The sequence below is a fragment of the Arenicella sp. 4NH20-0111 genome, from assembly GCF_040366405.1.
In the GTDB taxonomy this organism is placed as follows: Bacteria; Pseudomonadota; Gammaproteobacteria; order Arenicellales; family Arenicellaceae; genus Arenicella.
Window position 1 is genome coordinate 295,982 of sequence record NZ_BAABWF010000004.1, and the last position, 17,280, is coordinate 313,261.

14 protein-coding genes are annotated in these 17,280 nt (G+C 44.7%); 13 read left to right on the top strand and 1 reads right to left on the bottom strand.

Going from position 1 to position 17,280, the window contains the following annotated elements:
• Position 1 precedes the first annotated feature (1 nt).
• The 3 genes from rplI (at position 2) to ABWW54_RS11190 (ending at position 3,601) form a co-directional block, all read left to right on the top strand.
• Complete coding sequence (gene rplI, locus ABWW54_RS11180; protein ID WP_353412335.1) at positions 2-448, top strand: 50S ribosomal protein L9; 447 nt, start codon at positions 2-4, stop codon at positions 446-448.
• Positions 449-660: 212 nt separating this feature from the next.
• Positions 661-2,040, top strand: coding sequence for an amidohydrolase (locus ABWW54_RS11185; protein ID WP_502907802.1), 1,380 nt, complete (start codon positions 661-663; stop codon positions 2,038-2,040).
• 31 nt (positions 2,041-2,071) lie between these two features.
• Entirely contained in the window at positions 2,072-3,601 is a 1,530-nt protein-coding gene (locus ABWW54_RS11190; RefSeq protein ID WP_353412337.1) for an acyl-CoA synthetase, read from the top strand.
• Between the two features lie 9 nt (positions 3,602-3,610).
• On the opposite strand, the gene queG is transcribed toward ABWW54_RS11190, so the two are convergent.
• Positions 3,611-4,711 carry a tRNA epoxyqueuosine(34) reductase QueG gene (queG, locus tag ABWW54_RS11195; protein ID WP_353412338.1) on the bottom strand — a complete coding sequence of 367 codons (1,101 nt, stop codon included), beginning with the start codon at positions 4,709-4,711 and terminating at the stop codon, positions 3,611-3,613.
• A 38-nt stretch (positions 4,712-4,749) separates the two neighbouring features.
• Between queG and tsaE the strand changes: the two genes are divergently transcribed.
• From tsaE to ABWW54_RS11245, 10 genes are all read left to right on the top strand, one after another.
• Positions 4,750-5,178: a tRNA (adenosine(37)-N6)-threonylcarbamoyltransferase complex ATPase subunit type 1 TsaE gene (tsaE, locus tag ABWW54_RS11200; protein WP_353412339.1), complete on the top strand. Its 429-nt coding sequence runs from the start codon at positions 4,750-4,752 to the stop codon at positions 5,176-5,178.
• A gap of 736 nt (positions 5,179-5,914) precedes the next feature.
• On the top strand, positions 5,915-7,729 hold the full coding sequence (locus ABWW54_RS11205) for an N-acetylmuramoyl-L-alanine amidase (protein ID WP_353412340.1): 1,815 nt from the start codon (positions 5,915-5,917) through the stop codon (positions 7,727-7,729).
• A 35-nt stretch (positions 7,730-7,764) separates the two neighbouring features.
• Positions 7,765-9,684 (top strand): DNA mismatch repair endonuclease MutL, encoded by a 1,920-nt coding sequence (mutL, locus tag ABWW54_RS11210; RefSeq protein WP_353412341.1) that lies wholly within the window; start codon positions 7,765-7,767, stop codon positions 9,682-9,684.
• Positions 9,659-10,633, top strand: coding sequence for a tRNA (adenosine(37)-N6)-dimethylallyltransferase MiaA (gene miaA / locus ABWW54_RS11215; protein ID WP_353412342.1), 975 nt, complete (start codon positions 9,659-9,661; stop codon positions 10,631-10,633). The genes mutL and miaA overlap by 26 nt, the downstream gene beginning before the upstream one ends.
• Before the next feature lie 263 nt (positions 10,634-10,896).
• Complete coding sequence (gene hfq / locus ABWW54_RS11220) at positions 10,897-11,133, top strand: RNA chaperone Hfq (protein WP_353412343.1); 237 nt, start codon at positions 10,897-10,899, stop codon at positions 11,131-11,133.
• Between the two features lie 202 nt (positions 11,134-11,335).
• Positions 11,336-12,619 carry a ribosome rescue GTPase HflX gene (gene hflX, locus ABWW54_RS11225; protein ID WP_353412344.1) on the top strand — a complete coding sequence of 428 codons (1,284 nt, stop codon included), beginning with the start codon at positions 11,336-11,338 and terminating at the stop codon, positions 12,617-12,619.
• 69 nt (positions 12,620-12,688) lie between these two features.
• Complete coding sequence (gene hflK / locus ABWW54_RS11230) at positions 12,689-13,924, top strand: FtsH protease activity modulator HflK (protein ID WP_353412345.1); 1,236 nt, start codon at positions 12,689-12,691, stop codon at positions 13,922-13,924.
• Positions 13,924-14,790 (top strand): protease modulator HflC, encoded by an 867-nt coding sequence (hflC, locus tag ABWW54_RS11235; protein ID WP_353412346.1) that lies wholly within the window; start codon positions 13,924-13,926, stop codon positions 14,788-14,790. The genes hflK and hflC overlap by 1 nt, the downstream gene beginning before the upstream one ends.
• Before the next feature lie 154 nt (positions 14,791-14,944).
• Positions 14,945-15,919 (top strand): ATP phosphoribosyltransferase regulatory subunit, encoded by a 975-nt coding sequence (locus tag ABWW54_RS11240; RefSeq protein ID WP_353412347.1) that lies wholly within the window; start codon positions 14,945-14,947, stop codon positions 15,917-15,919.
• A gap of 62 nt (positions 15,920-15,981) precedes the next feature.
• A complete protein-coding gene (locus tag ABWW54_RS11245) occupies positions 15,982-17,277 on the top strand; it encodes an adenylosuccinate synthase (RefSeq protein ID WP_353412348.1) in 1,296 nt (431 codons plus the stop codon).
• Positions 17,278-17,280 lie beyond the last annotated feature (3 nt).

Below are 17,280 nucleotides of genomic sequence, written 5' to 3' on the forward strand. Positions count from 1 at the left end.
CATGCAAGTAATCCTATTAGAAAAGATTGTGAATCTTGGTAATTTGGGCGATCTGGTAAATGTTAAGCCAGGCTTCGCACGTAACTATTTGGTTCCTCAAGGTCTTGCTACAGTCGCTACTGAAGCAAACATTAAGATCTTTGAAGAGCGTCGTGCTGAACTTGAAAAAGCGTCAGCTGATAAGCTTCAAGCGGCACAAGCTAGAGCAAAAGAACTAACTGGAAAGTCAGTTGAAATCACTGGCCTAGCTAGTGATGAAGGTAAGTTGTTTGGCTCAGTTGGTGTAATTGAAATAGCCGAAGCATTTGCGGCCCAAGGAATGGACATCGCAAAAGCTGAAGTTCAGTTGCCCGACGGTCCACTTAAAATGATTGGCAATTACGAAGTTAATGTGATTGTTCACTCAGAAGTTAGCTTTAAGGTTGCCGTCACTGTTGTGGCAGAGTAGGTTAAACCGGTTGCCGGACATTGGTCTGGTAGCATGATTTAAAAAAGCGAGTAGCGTGAGCTACTCGTTTTTTTTTGTCCGCAAGAGTGTGTTTCTGTGCATTTATTCATTTCATGAATAGGGCGACAATAATAATCGTGTTTTACCAATCCCTTCTGCTCATATAAGCTATGAGCGTGTCACAAACAGTATGTGGCGTCTAACTTATTACAATGGAGATAGATGTGAATAAAAAATGTAGGTTGGTAACACTGTCCAGTGTCGGTTTCTCTCTAATGTTGTCAGGGTCGATATTCGCACATGGTGGGGAGCATGCAGGACTGACTGAGCAAATAAATACAGATTACAAAGTTCACTTAGCGCCTTTATTTAAGCATTTTCATCAAAACCCAGAGTTGAGTACGGTAGAGAATAAGACGGCCGACAGAATGGCTAAGGAGCTTCGGGATGCCGGTTTTGATGTTACCGAAAATGTAGGTGGCACGGGCGTGGTTGCTATATTAGAGAATGGAGATGGTCCCTTGGTCAGTATGCGTGCCGATATGGATGGATTGCCGGTAGAAGAAAAATCGGGTTTGCCATACGCTTCAACTGCAAAACAAGTAGATCCCATTACTGGTAATGATGTTTTCGTGATGCACGCGTGTGGTCATGACGTTCATATAACGAGTTTAGTTGGTACCGCAAGGCGTATGCAGGCCATGAAAGATGAATGGTCTGGAACGTTAATGCTCATAGTTCAGCCAGCTGAAGAGAGGGTGTTGGGTGCGAAGGCCATGATGGATGATGGCTTGTATGAGCGTTTTGGAACGCCGGATTTCGGGCTTGCATTTCATGTTTCTTCTGGCTTGGAAGCGGGAAAAATAGCAGTTACAGACGGAAGTCCGTATGCCGGTGCTGATACGGTTGATATCATTATCCATGGTGTAGGTGCTCATGGCGCCAGCCCGCACGCTGGAAAAGATCCGATTGTACTTGGTTCGCAAATTGTCCTTGCCTTGCAAACATTGGTATCTAGAGAGTTACCGCCGCGAGACCCTGGGGTCGTAACGGTTGGCTCTTTTCATTCGGGAACGAAACATAACATCATTTCAGACAGAGCAGTTTTGCAGCTAACCGTAAGAAATACCAGCAAAGCAACGCGTAAGGTGTTGCTTGATGGCATAAAACGTATTGCTGAGAACATGGGGCGCGTGGCGGGTCTTCCTGATGATAAATTGCCTGAGGTAATCGTTTCTAATGAAAGTGTACCTCCGACTAACAATAACCCAGAGTTAGCGCAAAGATTGCGAGCCCTTTGGATTAAAGAGATGGGCGAAGAAATCATTAGTAAGAAACCAAACAAAGGGATGGGTGCGGAAGACTATCCGTTTTTCACGACAGAGCCATACATTCCAAGTGTGTATTTTGGTGTTGGTGGAACACCAGAAGCTGATTTTAAATCGGCTAAAGCGGGTGGTGCTCCAATACCCAGTCACCACAGTCCACTTTTTAAAATTACGCCGGAACCAGCAGTAAAAACTGGTGTGGAAGCTACGGTTCATGCTTTATTGGAACTGTTGCCTTCAAGCAAAATCACTAAAAATAATTAATTGTAAACAGAAATCCGAGGAGGAGATGTTAATGGCTTCTGTTAAACCAGAATATAACTTAGCGCATACATTATTGCGCCGTGCAGAACTCAACCCAGAAAGAGATGCTTTGGAGTTTGAAGGTCGTGTTTGGACCTATGGCGAATTCAGCGAGCGTGTGAGAAAGGCGGCGACGGTTTTAAAAGAAAAGGGGGTGTGTCGGGGGGATCGTGTTGGATTTTTGGGACTCAATCAACCGTCATTTTTGGAAACAATATTTGCGGCTAATACGATTGGAGCAATCTTCGTTCCACTAAACTTCAGGCTAACGGCAGAAGAATTGGGATTTATAATTAACGACGCAGGCATTCATACTTTAGTGGTTGATGAAATGCTCCAGCCCGTAGTCGAAGGTGCTAGAGACTCTTTATGTTGTAGAAACTTTTTATCGGTGTCTCAGTCTGCAGAAAGTTGGGTTAATTTTGATGAGTGCATTAATGACGCTGTAGTCATCGATGAGATGGTAACCGTGAGTGAAGATGATATCTGTCTAATCATGTATACCTCCGGTACGACCGGTCTTCCCAAAGGGGCTATGCTTTCACATGGAAATATAATGTGGAACAACATCAACTCGCAATTAGCGTTCGGCGGATCGAGAGATGATGTACTTTTGACGGTTGCACCACTTTTTCACATAGGTGGTTTAAATGTGCTGTCGCTGCAAAATTTTTCCATCGGTTCAAAGCTAGTTTTGATGCGCGCTTTTGACCCCGAAGCGGTTTTGAATGCCATTAGCGAAAAGAGCGTGACACATATGTTCGGCGCGCCAGCCATGTTTCAGTTTATGATGCAGCACCCAAATTTTGAGAAAACCAACTTCGAAAGTGTATCCACCTTTATTTGTGGCGCTGCGCCGCCACCTGAGTCGTTGCTGACAACTTACGCTGAACGTGGTGTGCCGTTTTGCCAAGGGTACGGATTGACTGAAACATCTCCTTTTGGAACTTTTTTGACACCAGAATGGAGCATTTCCAAACTAGGGTCTGCTGGGCAGGCACCCATGCATACTTACGTTAGAGTGGTTAATGACGATAATAAGCCAGTTGCGGCTAATGAGCGTGGTGAAATTTGCATAATGGGCGCGAATGTCATGAAAGGCTACTGGAATCGGCCTGAGGCAACGGCAAGCGCTATTGACGATGAGGGTTGGTTTCATTCTGGTGACGTGGGGTATCTTGATGATGATGGGTTTCTCTACATTTGTGATAGGTTGAAGGACATGGTGATATCAGGTGGGGAGAACGTCTATCCAGCTGAAGTGGAAAGTGTCCTATTCAAACACGAAAAAATAGCCGAAGTTGCTGTGATTGGTTTGGAGGACGAAAAATGGGGTGAAGCCGTTACTGCGGTTGTTGCGTTGCACGAAGGCCAAGATCTGACGTTGGATGAGTTGCGCTCATTCGCTGAGAACCAACTAGCTAAATACAAGCTTCCACTTCGACTTCATATCGTGGATGAGCTTCCACGAAATCCAGCAGGAAAGGTTTTGAAGTTTAAATTGAAAGAAGAGTTGGCTTAGTTTACTAGGTCAACGGGGATTTTCATGGCGTTCCAGTGCCCAATTTATGTGCTCGAGCGCCATGGGGCTTAGGTTTAGCTCGACGGCTTTGTTCTTTAGAGCCGCGATTATCTCTATGGAGGGCGCAATGTTTCCCAGCGCGACGGCGATGTTCCGTATCCAAGCTTGATAGCCAATGCGTCTGATTGCGCTCCCCTCAGTTGACTTTAGAAACTCATTTTCAGTCCAATTAAATAACTCTACTAACTCACGATCCGTTAGGTTGTCTCTCGGTGTGAAGTCTTTCTCTTTTGTTGTCTGCGCAAATTTGTTCCAGGGGCATACAATTTGGCAATCATCACATCCATAGATTCTGTTGCCAATCATGGGCCTGAATTCCACAGGTATTGACCCTTTTAGTTCGATGGTCAGATAGGATATGCAGCGCCGAGCGTCAACTTGATAAGGGCCAACGATCGCTTGAGTTGGGCAGCTGGCAATGCAGCTGGTGCAAGTTCCACAATGGTTGGTGGCTGCTTTATCGATAGGCAAAGCCAGATCCACGTACAACTCGCCCAAGAAAAACCACGATCCAGTTTTCGAATGCAATAGATTTGAGTGCTTACCAATCCAGCCGAGCCCAGCCTTTTCGGCCAGAGCCTTTTCCATGACTGGGGCGCTGTCAGTGAATACTCTGTACCCAAATTCACCTATGCGATCATTGATTTTTTTTGCTAAGTGTTTAAGCCGGTTGCGCAAAACCTTATGGTAGTCTCTGCCTAGTGCGTAGCGAGATACATAGCCAATTTTAGGTTTCGAAAGGTAAGTTTCAGCCTGTTTTATGTCGCTTGGCGCGTAGTCCATGCGAACGGAGATGACTCTTTTGGTCCCCTCCACCAGTTCTTCTGGTCGGGTTCGTTTGGTTCCATGTTTGTGCATGTAGTCCATTTCACCATGCATTCCTTGGGCTATCCAATTGTTCAGTCGAGCTTCGTGGGTTTTCAGGTCTGTATCTGTGATACCCACATCATCAAAGCCTAACTCTTTTGCCCATCGTTTGATTTCGATGGCAAGAGAGCGTAGGTCCAGTTCAGTGAGTTTAGATTGTGATCGTTCTGGCGTTCCTGTCATAATTCGAATGATAACGTATCTTAGTCTTGTGGCCGATTATGAAAAATGAGTTTTTAGCTAAATCTATCCAAGAAACCGAATTGGTGGGCAGGGAGATAGCATCTAGATTATCTTTCCCTGGGTGTTTGTATCTTCATGGGCAAATGGGCTCTGGCAAGACAACGTTAACCAAGGCAATTCTCAAGGGATTAGGCGTTGCGTCTGATGTAACCAGCCCTACCTACAATTTAATCCAAGAGTACCCCGTAAAGAACGGAATAATCTATCATATGGATCTTTATAGGTTGGAGGAGGCCGATGAACTTGAATACTTAGCTCTTGGTGATTTGTGGAATACGGATTCTCTATTTATCGTTGAGTGGCCGGAAAAAGGTCAAGGCCATCTGCCGTCAGCTAACGTTGACGTTTATTTGAAAATTATTGGCGAAGTATCTGAGGGGCAACGAAACATTGTTCTGAAAATGTAGCGAGTCACCGGACGTCTAGCATAAATAGGTATGAGCGCTGTATTCTAAAACCAATCTACGTACACTCCAGCAAGTTGTTGAAGGTGAATGGTTGCTTTCGACAACGTCAAAAGACTTATCCTCTTTTGATTGAGAGTGTTTCTAGTTTGAAACCTCTTTTTGACCCAGAGCCGAGCTGGCCAATCTTCATCCCCTTATGGCCAGCTCGGTTTTTCAGTTTTACTAAAGTCAGTAAAATATTGAATGCGGCTTAAACGGTTCCTAATTGGCTTACAGAGCTGCCGAAAGCCTTCTTTAGTGAAGGGCACCCCTCTGAATCGACCATTTAATAGTTGGGTTTTTGGTGAATTACCAACTTTTATTCGTTAAGCATTGGGCTCTCTCAAATATTCTTAATTATCATACAAATGTGACGTTAATTGACATTTTGCTAATTTAAAAGCGGTATATTGTTGATGTCGCGGAGTTGAAATGGTTAGCAGCTAAGCGATACGTCAAAGACTTACCCTCTTTGAGCTGACCTTGTGAAGGTCAGCATGACTCCTTTTGCTGAGATGCCTAGTTAGGCTCTCAGCTTTTTTTTATCAAAATTAAATATTTAAAGGATGTCATATTGCTCGCGCTTTTTACTAAAAGCTGTTGTAATTACCGTACTATAAAAATTATCTTTTAGCGCCAAAGATCCGTGCAAGGCCATAAACTAGCTAGCAATACCGAATACCGATCAAAACGAAAAATGCAGGCGCATAGACCATTGGCCTATCTATTATCTGTCTGGGCTTTATTGCTACTTGCACTTTCTTCTTTTGAGGTTCTTGGGGTTCAGGAAGTCCGGAATTTACGTGTCTGGCATTCACCAGAAAGTACTCGCGTCGTATTTGACGTATCCGAAAACGTTGCTTATAAAACCTTTAAGCTGGAAAATCCAAGTCGATTGGTTGTGGATCTTGCGGATACCGTATTGACGGGTGGAATACCTGTCATAGATGGCGCTAACAAGCATATAAGTTCTATCAGGTCTGGTTCACCTTCAGGGAATACGCTCCGAGTCGTATTTGACTTAAAGCAGGAGCTAAAGGTCACGAGCTTCGTATTAACTCCTAATGAGCTATATGGGCATCGTCTTGTCGTAGATCTTGGTAGCGCTAAGATCGAAATGCCTCAGTCACAGTCCAACATCGCTGATTCGCCGGTGACCGATCGTGAGCGCAAAACTAATCTGGATCCAAGGTCTGTTGAAGTCTCAGGCGATGTAACGAGGAAAGAAAAGGCCTCAAATCGTAAATTCGTTGTCGCAATTGATGCGGGACACGGAGGAGATGATCCTGGTGCCATTGGTCATCGCGGATCTTACGAGAAAAAGCTAACCCTCGCGATTGCGAAAAAATTGTTTAGCCGGGTTAATGAAAACCCTCGTTTGAAGGCGGTTATGGTGCGAACTGGTGACTACTATATAAAACTAAAGGATCGACGTAAGAAAGCGCGTACCTTGGGTGCTGATGTGTTTATTTCGATACACGCCGACGCTTTTGGTAAGAAAAGCGCGAATGGAATGTCGGTGTTCGCTCTCTCTCAACGAGGGGCGACCAGCGCCATGGCTGCAACCTTGGCTGAGAAGGAAAATGCGTCTGATTTGATAGGGGGAGTGAGTCTGGCTGATAAGGATGATGTTTTGGCCAAAGTGTTGGTCGACCTTTCGATGACTAACACGATCAGCGAAAGTGTCAATCTTGGTGGCAGGGTGTTATCGGAACTTGCTAAGCATGGACGGCTTCATAGCAAGCGAGTGGAGCAAGCTAATTTTTCTGTATTAAGATCTCCTGATGTACCTTCAATTTTGGTAGAAACAGGTTTTATAACTAACCCTAATGAAGAACGTAAATTGCGCTCTCGTAAACATCAGGCTCGAATAGCAAATGCAATTTATTTGGCTGTAGAAGGTTATTTTGAGCAGACACCCTATGCAAGTAATCAGCGTTACGACTCACCTGCTATTGAGAGCGTTCCGTCCCCTCAAAGGTCAACTGTGCCAGCTGGAGAACGTTATTCACGCCATAAGGTAAAACGAGGAGATACCCTATCTACCATAGCGGCACAGTATGGTGTAAGCCTTCGAGAGTTAAAGCGATTAAATAGAATCTCTCACAATACGGCCATGTTGGGGGTAAAGCTTAAAGTGCCAAGCAAAGCGGGGCCGTCGGCTAAAAAACAATCAGGCGAGAGTTTATCTGCTTCAATAGAACCACATGTTCATGTTGTTAAAAATGGAGAGTCGCTATCGAAAATTTCGTCGAGATATAACGTTACCATTAGAGCAATTAAAAACGTCAATGGCCTCACAGGAGATACACTCGGAAAAGGGCAGAAACTGCTCATTCCTGGTGTATCAAAGCGCGTGCCGGTGAAGTTGATAACCCACAAGGTTCGCAGGGGAGATACCTTGTCTGAAATCGCCGAGCTTTACAATTCAAAGGTAGCTAAAATACGCAAAGCAAATAGCCTCAAGACCAACACCGTTCGACTTGGGCAAGTTTTAACGATACCCAATTAGGGTTAACCAGTTACTAACATTGAGATATATCACGAATGTCGGCTGAGACTTTACAACACCGAATTCACGCGCTAGACGCGCGACTAGTCAACCAAATAGCGGCCGGTGAGATCATTGAGCGTCCTGCGTCAATGCTTAAGGAATTGATCGAAAACTCCCTAGATGCTGGGGCTACTAATATTGAGATTGAAATTGAAAACGCAGGTGTAAAGCGCTTAAAAATATCGGATAACGGTCATGGAATACTAAAGCATGACCTAGCTATGGCGCTTTCGAGGCATGCCACAAGCAAAATTGAAAACCTTACGGATTTGGAGCAGATAGCGACGCTAGGTTTTAGAGGTGAGGCGTTGCCAAGTATAGCGTCGGTAACTCGGATGACAATCAAGAGCAAGGAACGATCCGCCGATCAAGGGTGGATGGTGTCAAGCGATGGTAATAACGTGACCAGCGACCCTGTGCCGGTTGCCCGCCCCGTTGGCACCACGATAGAGACTCGTGATTTATTCTACAACACGCCCGCGCGGCGTAAGTTTTTAAAGACGGACAATACTGAATTTAAACATTTAGATCAGATTGTTAGGCGAATGTCTCTTTCTCGGTTTGACGTTGCGTTTAAACTTTCGCACAACGGGAGAACCGTTTTGCACTTGCCTCGAGTCGACTCGGATGATCCTCGAAGAGTGAAGATGGTGTGTGGCGATAATGTTCCTCAAAACAGTATCTATTTTGAAGATCAGCGCGAAGATATGCGAATTTCAGGCTGGGCTGGTTTGCCTAGTTTTTCGCGAAGTCAAGCCGACATGCAATATTTCTTTTTGAACGGTCGGCTTATTCGGGATAAAACTATTATTCATGCAGTTAGGTTGGGGTATCAAGACGTACTGTTCCATGGGCGTCACCCTGTGTATGTTTTGTATCTCGAAATGGATCCTGCTGGAGTGGACGTGAATGTGCATCCAACCAAGCATGAGGTTCGTTTTAGAGATAGTCGCAACGTTCATGGTTTTGTTTTTAGAGCATTGCAGAGGCAGGTAGGTGCTTCAGCTGGTGAGTCTGGAAGCTTGTCGGTGGATGCAGAGAACGGTGCGGCTAGCCCTCAGCCGGTTTTTTCCACGATGACGGGTCATAGCGAACAAATTACTCAACAGAATACGCTTTCTTATCACACTGGTTTGGTGGAAGGTGATCGCCGTGTTTCAGGAGTAGGGAGTCTGACACAAAATCAGATCAGAGAACAAGTATCCGGATACCGTGCCATCGCGGACTCGGTTTTTCGACCTTCAGGAGAAGGCGCTACTTCTGTCTTTCGAGAGCAAACTGCTGACTACTCTCAATCGCCTAATGAGCAAGCCCCGGTAAATCAAGATGTTCCCCCGTTAGGGTACGCGTTAGCACAATTGAAAGGCATCTATATTCTCGCGGAAAACAAAGAGGGTTTGGTTCTAGTCGATATGCACGCGGCGCATGAGCGGATAACGTACGAACGATTAAAGGAAGCTCGTCTAGGGTCAGATGTAGTCTTACAGCCGCTTCTGGTGCCGGTCACGATTAACGTCAGTGAGTCAGAAATTACAGCTTGGTTAGGCAAGAAAGATTTGTTTAGCGAGCTCGGCTTAGAAATCGAGCAAATGGATAAAACTATTTTAGTGATACGGAGTGTGCCTGATATGTTAGCGCACGCTGATGTTTCGCAGCTCGTTAGAGATGTTCTTTCGGACCTAGTGGCGCATGAGCACAGCACTAGAATCGAAGACACCATACACGAAATATTGTCTTCTATGGCTTGCCATGGCTCAGTCAGAGCTAACCGATTATTGTCTATCTCAGAGATGAATGCTTTGCTCAGAGACATGGAAGCGACTGAGCGTAGTGGGCAGTGCAACCATGGGCGCCCAACCTGGATACAAATGACGCTTGGGCAATTAGATGGGTGGTTTAAGCGTGGTCAATGATTTAAACGGATTGACGGCTGAACAATTGCCGATAGTTTGCTTAATGGGTCCGACGGCTACTGGTAAAACTGACGCTGCCGCACAGTGCACTGACGCATTCCCGTCTGAGATCGTTAGCGTTGATTCATCTTTAGTTTATCGTGGTATGGATATTGGCACGGCTAAACCTGACGCTGATTTTTTACGCAAGTATCCCCACGCATTGGTGGATGTCAGAGACCCAAACGACACGTACTCAGTAGCGGATTTTTACGCGGATTGCACACGAGAAATTCGGGAGATAACAGATCGTGGAAATATTCCTGTGCTTGCTGGTGGCACTATGTTCTATTTCAGTTCGCTTGAAAGAGGGTTAAGTGATCTTCCTAAAGCTGATCAAGCATTGCGTGATTCAATATCGCAAGCTGCCGCAGATACTGGATGGCCCGCGCAGCATCAAAAGCTAGTTGAACTCGACCCTGTCAGTTCGGCGCGCATTGACCCCAATGACGCGCAGCGTATTCAACGTGCGCTAGAAATTGTTATCAGTAGCGGAAAGCCGGTTGCAGAGCACAATAAGCTGCGCAAGCCGCCTATACCCAATCCAATGATAAAGGTAGCGTTGGCGTTTACTGAGAGGTCGGTGCTGCATCGTCGTGTTGAAATGCGTTTTGATGTGATGTTGGAGCGAGGGCTCGAGGCCGAAGTTGCCGGTCTATTATCGTCAGGTGTTGACCCTAGTTCCGCAGCAATGCGAATGATAGGATATCGCCAAATGCTTGAGTATTTAAAAGGTGACCTTAGTTATAACGATATGCGGCAAAAAGGCGTCGCAGCTACTCGTCAGCTCGCTAAAAGGCAATTGACTTGGTTGAGGAATCAGTCGAATGTTTTGTGGTGGATGGATGTGGGAATGAAAACTGCTAATTTTCAGTCACTTATAGAGCAAATACAAAGAAATTTTAAATAAAATCGACTAAACTCACAAAAGTTCAGTCTAGGTAGATTATAATCAAGCTCCACATCAGGGGGTTTATTTTAGTGCGTTTAGTTGCCTCTGGTCATTCTGGTGATTTGTTTTAACTTTACGCAAAACTGTTGAAATCTGTAGCTTAGCGAGCTTCAGGTGGCAAAGTACACGTTGATGAAAGTATTTGGGTTTAGATACCAAGTGGTTGTAAAAGTAATATTTGGCTTATCGCCAACTAAAATTGTAGAAAGAGAAAAATAAAAATGGCACAGAACAAAGGAACAGCGCTACAAGACCCTTTCCTTAACGCATTGAGAAAGGACAGAATTCCGGTTTCTATTTACTTGGTCAACGGTATTAAGCTCCAGGGACAAGTTGAATCATTTGATCAATTTGTGATTGTTTTGAGAAACACTGTAAATCAGATGATTTATAAGCACGCTGTTTCAACGGTGGTACCGGCCAAGGCCGTCAAGATAGATTTCGAAAACGCAGATTAAGCGCTTTCGGCTGGGCCAACTTTGGGTTACCCATACTCTGTCTCGAACAGATTGAGTATGTCTCAGGTTAGTCTGTTATCGATTAGGTTAGGTTTTCGCATAAGCGGCTCTAGCCTCTCTCGCTTAGCTCCGCGATAGTAATAAGTCACCCCAAAGACATCATCCATCATCCGTTATAAAGAGAGTACGAGCTCCATTAAATTTGTTTGAAATATCAAAGAGCAAAGCTGAGCCGAATGCTCTAATAATTTATCAACGAGACACTTCTCATGAGGATACGGAAATCCTAGAGGAAATTCAGTTGCTAGCCCAGTCAGCAGGGGCCGTTGTTGTTACCACATTAACGGCGTTTCGTCGTCGTCCTGACCCCGCGACATTTGTTGGAAAAGGTAAGGTTGATGAGATTCGCAGTCAAATTGAATCTGACGATATCGATTTGGTCATACTTAATCATTCGGTTTCTCCTATACAAGAACGAAACCTAGAACGGGCTCTAAAAGTGAGGGTGCTCGATAGAACTGGACTGATTCTTGATATTTTTGCGCAAAGAGCAACCAGCCACGAGGGAAAGTTACAAGTCGAGCTGGCTCAACTGCAACACATTGCCACACGCCTCGTTCGAGGGTGGACTCACCTCGAAAGACAAAAAGGTGGGATAGGCCTTAGAGGGCCTGGTGAAACGCAGCTCGAGACTGATAGGCGGCTAATTGGTCATCGCATAAAGTCGTTGAATAAACGTCTCGATACGGTGTCTTCACAACGCCAATTGCGCAGAAAATCTCGCGCCAAAGTGCCAGTGCCTACAGTTTCGTTGGTGGGTTATACGAATGCCGGAAAATCCTCCTTGTTCAATAGAATTACTGACGCTAAAGTGTATGCGGAAGATCAACTTTTCGCTACGCTCGACACGACCATGCGTCGAGTTGAATTAGAAAACTTTGGCGCTTCAATTCTTTCAGATACTGTTGGGTTTATTAGGGATCTACCTCATTCACTCGTTCAAGCATTTCATTCTACTTTGGAAGAAGTCGCTAATGCGCACTTGTTGTTGCATACAGTGGATGTCTCTAGTAGTTATCGAGAAGAATGCATCTCAGAAGTAGACAAGGTATTAAAGGAGATTGAGGCTTCTGATATACCGTCAATAATGGTTTACAATAAGATTGATATTACTGGTTCGCCTCCAAAAGTGGTGCGAAATAGCGACGGTGAAATAGAGAGAGTTTGGTGCTCGGCTAAAACGGGAGAGGGTGTAGACCTTCTGCTCGGCGCGATTGCCGAGCATTTGGGTAAGCTTCATATTCGATGTGAGATAGTGTTACCCGCGAATAATGGTAAGCTACGAGCTGTGTTGTACCAGAAAAATGTAGTAAAGACAGAGAGTGTTGATGACATGGGAGGATTTCACCTTGAATGTGATTTGTCTCCAGCCGATATGGGGTGGTTGAAAAAACAACCTAATATTAATGACATCAAACGCTTGTAATCACGTGAATCAGTATTACTTTTGTTAGAATACAGACTTAAACAAACACGCTTTTGCGGAGAATAAATAATGCCTTGGAATGAACCGGGCTCAGGGAACAATGGCAACAAAGATCCTTGGGGAAATGGTAATCGAAACGGTAACCGAAACAGTGGTGGGCAAAGCCCTGATATTGACGAGATTGTAACGAATCTACGAAAGCGATTTGGCGGCGGAGGCTCCGGTGGTTCAGGTGCTGGCGGCACAGTTTTGCCGCTGTTCATGTTCATTGCATTTGTATTTATTTATTGGCTATTTCAATCGTTTTATCAAATAGACGAGGGACATCAAAGCATAGAGCTCCGCTTTGGGAAGTTGAGTGAAACTCACCAAGAGGCTGGCTTAAACTTTATGGTTTGGCCGATTGATCAAAAGGTCGTTTTTGATACGCAGGCTGTTCGTACCGTTGAAGTTGGGTACAGAGCAAATACATCGAGACCAGATGAAGCTTTAATGCTCACGCGAGATCAAAATGTGGTTGACGTGACCATGGCCGTCCAATACACGATCAAGTCCTTAGAGGACTTGCTGTTCAATGTCGGTAATTTTGAGGGCGATGCGCGAATTGGCAGTCAGATTGTAGAGCAGGTTGTTCGGAGTGCGACAGAGAGTGCGTTGCGAGAGGTCGTTGGCCGAACCGAAATGGACGCGCTAATGACAACCGATCGCCCCGTAGTAGATAGAGATACAAAAGAATTGTTGCAAATTGTGCTCGACCGTTATCTGTCCGGTATTCAAATACAATCTATTGAAATCCAAGATGTTAAGCCACCAACGCAGGTAAGTGATGCGTTCGCAGACGTAGTTAAAGCTGATCAGGATCAAATTACGCTCATAAATAAAGCCGAAGCCTACGCTAACCAAGTTGTTCCTAAAGCACGGGGTAGGGCGGAACGTATTTTGCAGGAAGCTGAAGCGTATAAAGCTAAGGTAGTTGCTGAAGCCGAGGGTGAAGCAGAACGTTTTAATCGAATATTGACCGAATATAAGAAGGCCCCAGATATTACGAAAAAAAGGTTATACATCGAAACGATGGAAGACGTGCTTGCTGACAGTAGTAAGGTGATGATCGATCAAAGTTCCGGTAATGGAAATACGCTAACGTATTTGCCGTTAGATAAGATCATAGATCAGAAATCTTCTAGTAATGCAGGAAAACGTCGTTCCATTACTGATAATATTTTGCCTAGTGATGCCACTCGTCAGAGCAGTCTCACGGAAGTTGATGAAATTTCGACTGGGTCGGTTCGCAGAGGAGGTCGATAATGCGATCAAATATACAAAGTTTAGTTATAGGAATTGTATTGCTCGGCTTAGCGGTTATCGCCAGCAGTTTATTTACGGTAAAGAATTGGGAGCGTGGTTTGCTCTTTCGGTTTGGGCAGTTCCAAGGTCAGGAGATACAGCCTGGCTTGAACTACCGAATTCCGTTAATGAATACCTTCAAAATATACGATACACGTATTCAGTCATTGGATAGTAATCCTGAGAGCTTTTTGACAGTCAATAAAGAAGAAATTCTCGTTGATAGTTTTGTTAAATGGAAAATCAAGGACTTACAAAAATTCTATAAAGCAGTTAGAACCGAGGAAAATGCTGAAAATCGATTAGAACAGAAGATCAATAATAGTCTTAAAGAACAGATCGCCAAAAGAACTACAGAGAAAGTGGTTGCTGGTGATCGCAGCGAAATCATGAGTGTTGTCCAAAAAGCGCTCGATTTAGAAGCGATAGAAATTGGTGTTGAAGTTGTCGACGTAAGGCTTAAACGTGTTGATTTGGCTGATCAAATACAATCAAATGTTTACAGCCGAATGCGATCTGAAAGAAAGCGAATCGCAAATGAAAGTCGAGCGCAAGGTGAAGAAAAAGCGATTGCTATCGAAGCCAGTGCTCAAAGAACTGAAGTGGAACTTATTGCCGAAGCTGAAAAGAAAGCCCAGTTGATAAGAGGTGAGGCTGATGCATTAGCTACTAAGGTTTTCGCTGATTCCTTTGGGCAAGATGTTGAATTTTACGATTTTTATCGTAGCTTGAATGCCTATCGAGAAACGTTTAATTCGTCGGGTGATCTTATTGTGCTAGATCCGAATTCTGATTTCTTCAAGCACTTTAACAGCCAAGTTAAATAGAGTCTCTTTAGATTTGTCTTTAAGCGTCCCATCAAGAAGCAATCTTGATGGGACGTTTTATGTTTTTTCCCGAACTTGCTACTGTATTACCTCTTCACTTATCAGTATAATCCGCTCGTAATTAACCAGACTCTCGATAAGAAGGCGATAAGCCATGGTCAATAACGCTAACTGGTTGCTCCCAGAAGGTGTTGAGGAAATACTGCCTACCGAGGCTCTCAAGCTGGAAATGTTACGTCGCAAGATTGTCGATGATTTTACAGCAAAAGAGTTTTCCCTTGTCATGCCTCCAGTGATGGAGTTCGTTGACGCACTGTTAACCGGGACTGGTAAAGAGCTAGATACTCAAACTTATAAGTTTATGGATCAGCAAAGCAATCGAATGCTAGGAATTCGAGCTGATATCACCCCTCAAGTGGCCAGGATAGATTCCCACTACCTTTCCAATAACGACGTTAATCGGCTGTGTTACACCAGTACGGTATTACGCGCGCAACCTGCGGAAATGGGTGGCCAGCGCGAAGTATTGCAATGTGGCGTTGAGATATTCGGAGTGTCTGATACAAGTGCTGATAAGGAAGTCATCAGTGCTATGTTAGAAACGCTTGCTTTGGCTAATATTAACGACGTTACGATCAGTCTTGCGCACGTTGATATTTATCGTGCCTTGGTCAAGGATTCTAAAATATCAGAAGCCGAGGAAATGCGTCTCAGAGATGTTCTTCTAAGAAAATCCACACCCGACTTAAACGATTTGAACCGTCAACTTGGTCAGTCTTTGCTTGATGCGTTTATAACGTTAATTAAATTACAGGGTGATGCAACCATACTGTTAAAAGCGGAAGCCGAATTACCTAAGTTGCCTGCCATCTCTAATGCGATATCTGAATTAGATGAGGTTGTTGGGTATATTAAAAGTGCTTACCCTAAAGTTAGCGTTCATCTAGATCTAGCTGACGTTGCAGGGTATCGGTATTACACGGGTATTAAGCACTCAGCCTATATCCCTGGTCGCGGCAGAACAGTTGCGAAAGGTGGTCGTTACGACCATATAGGGGCCCATTTTGGGCGTTCCAGACCAGCCACCGGTTTTAGTGCAGACCTTAAAACGTTAGTTAAATTAGCTTAGTGCAGTCGAGCTCTGAAGTTTAGGAGCTGTTTCGTGTTAATAGATTAAAGAAAAGAATCAAAATGAGTAGAAAAGTAATTGTAGTCGGTACACAGTGGGGCGATGAAGGTAAGGGAAAGATAGTCGACTTACTGACCGAAACCGCTGAAATCGTTGTTCGGTTTCAAGGCGGCCATAACGCGGGTCACACTTTAGTTATTGATGGTAAGAAGACTGTATTGCATTTGATTCCGTCTGGAATACTTAGAGAAGGAGTGCATTGCTTGATAGGCAATGGCGTAGTATTGGCCCCCGATGCGCTGTTTAAAGAAGTCGATGAACTGGAAAAGAATGGCGTGCCCGTTTCGAAAAGGCTTGGAATATCTGAGGCCTGCCCATTAATTTTGCCTCATCACGTTGCGCTGGATCAAGCAAGAGAGATTAAGAGGGGTAAAAAGGCGATAGGAACAACAGGTCGAGGTATTGGGCCTGCCTACGAAGACAAGGTAGCGCGGCGTGGTATTCGTCTTGGTGACCTTATTGATGATAACGATTTCTCCAGCAAGTTAGCTGAAGTGATGGAGTTTCATAATTTTTCATTGAAACATTATTACGGAGTTGAAGAACTGGATTTTAAAGAAACGCTTGATCAAATGTTAGGCTTCAAAGAACGGTTAGCACCCCTGACTGTTGATGTGACGCAGTTGTTGGATGATTATTCAAGAGAAGGAAGGCCTATGATGTTTGAAGGGGCTCAAGGTATGATGCTAGATATTGATCACGGTACGTATCCTTTTGTTACCTCTTCCAATACATCCGCAGGGTCTGCTGCAGCAGGCAGTGGAGTGGGACCCAATTCTTTTGACGAGGTACTAGGTATTGTAAAAGCTTATACTACTCGTGTTGGCGCAGGCCCATTTCCTACGGAGTTAGGGTGTGAAGTAGGCAACCATCTGGGAACAAAAGGTCATGAGTTTGGAGCGACAACGGGTAGATCGCGGCGTTGTGGATGGTTTGATGCCGTTTTGATGCGCCGTTCGCGACAGGTAAACGGCTTGACGTCACTGTGTTTAACAAAATTAGATGTCCTTGATGGTTTAAAAGAGCTAAAAATTTGTAATGGTTACCGTTACAAAGGAGATCTGTTGAAGGTTGCCCCAGTGGGCGCGGACGCGCTTGAGGCATGTGAGCCTGTATACGAAACAGTGCCTGGTTGGACAGAGAATACGGTGGGTTGTCAGTCAATTGATGACTTACCCCAAGCCGCGCAGAATTATATAGCGCGCCTCGCCGAGTTGGTAGAGGTGCCAATTGATATTGTTTCTACGGGACCAGATAGGTCAGAAACAATCGTACTTAAAGACCTTTACGCACAGTAGGCC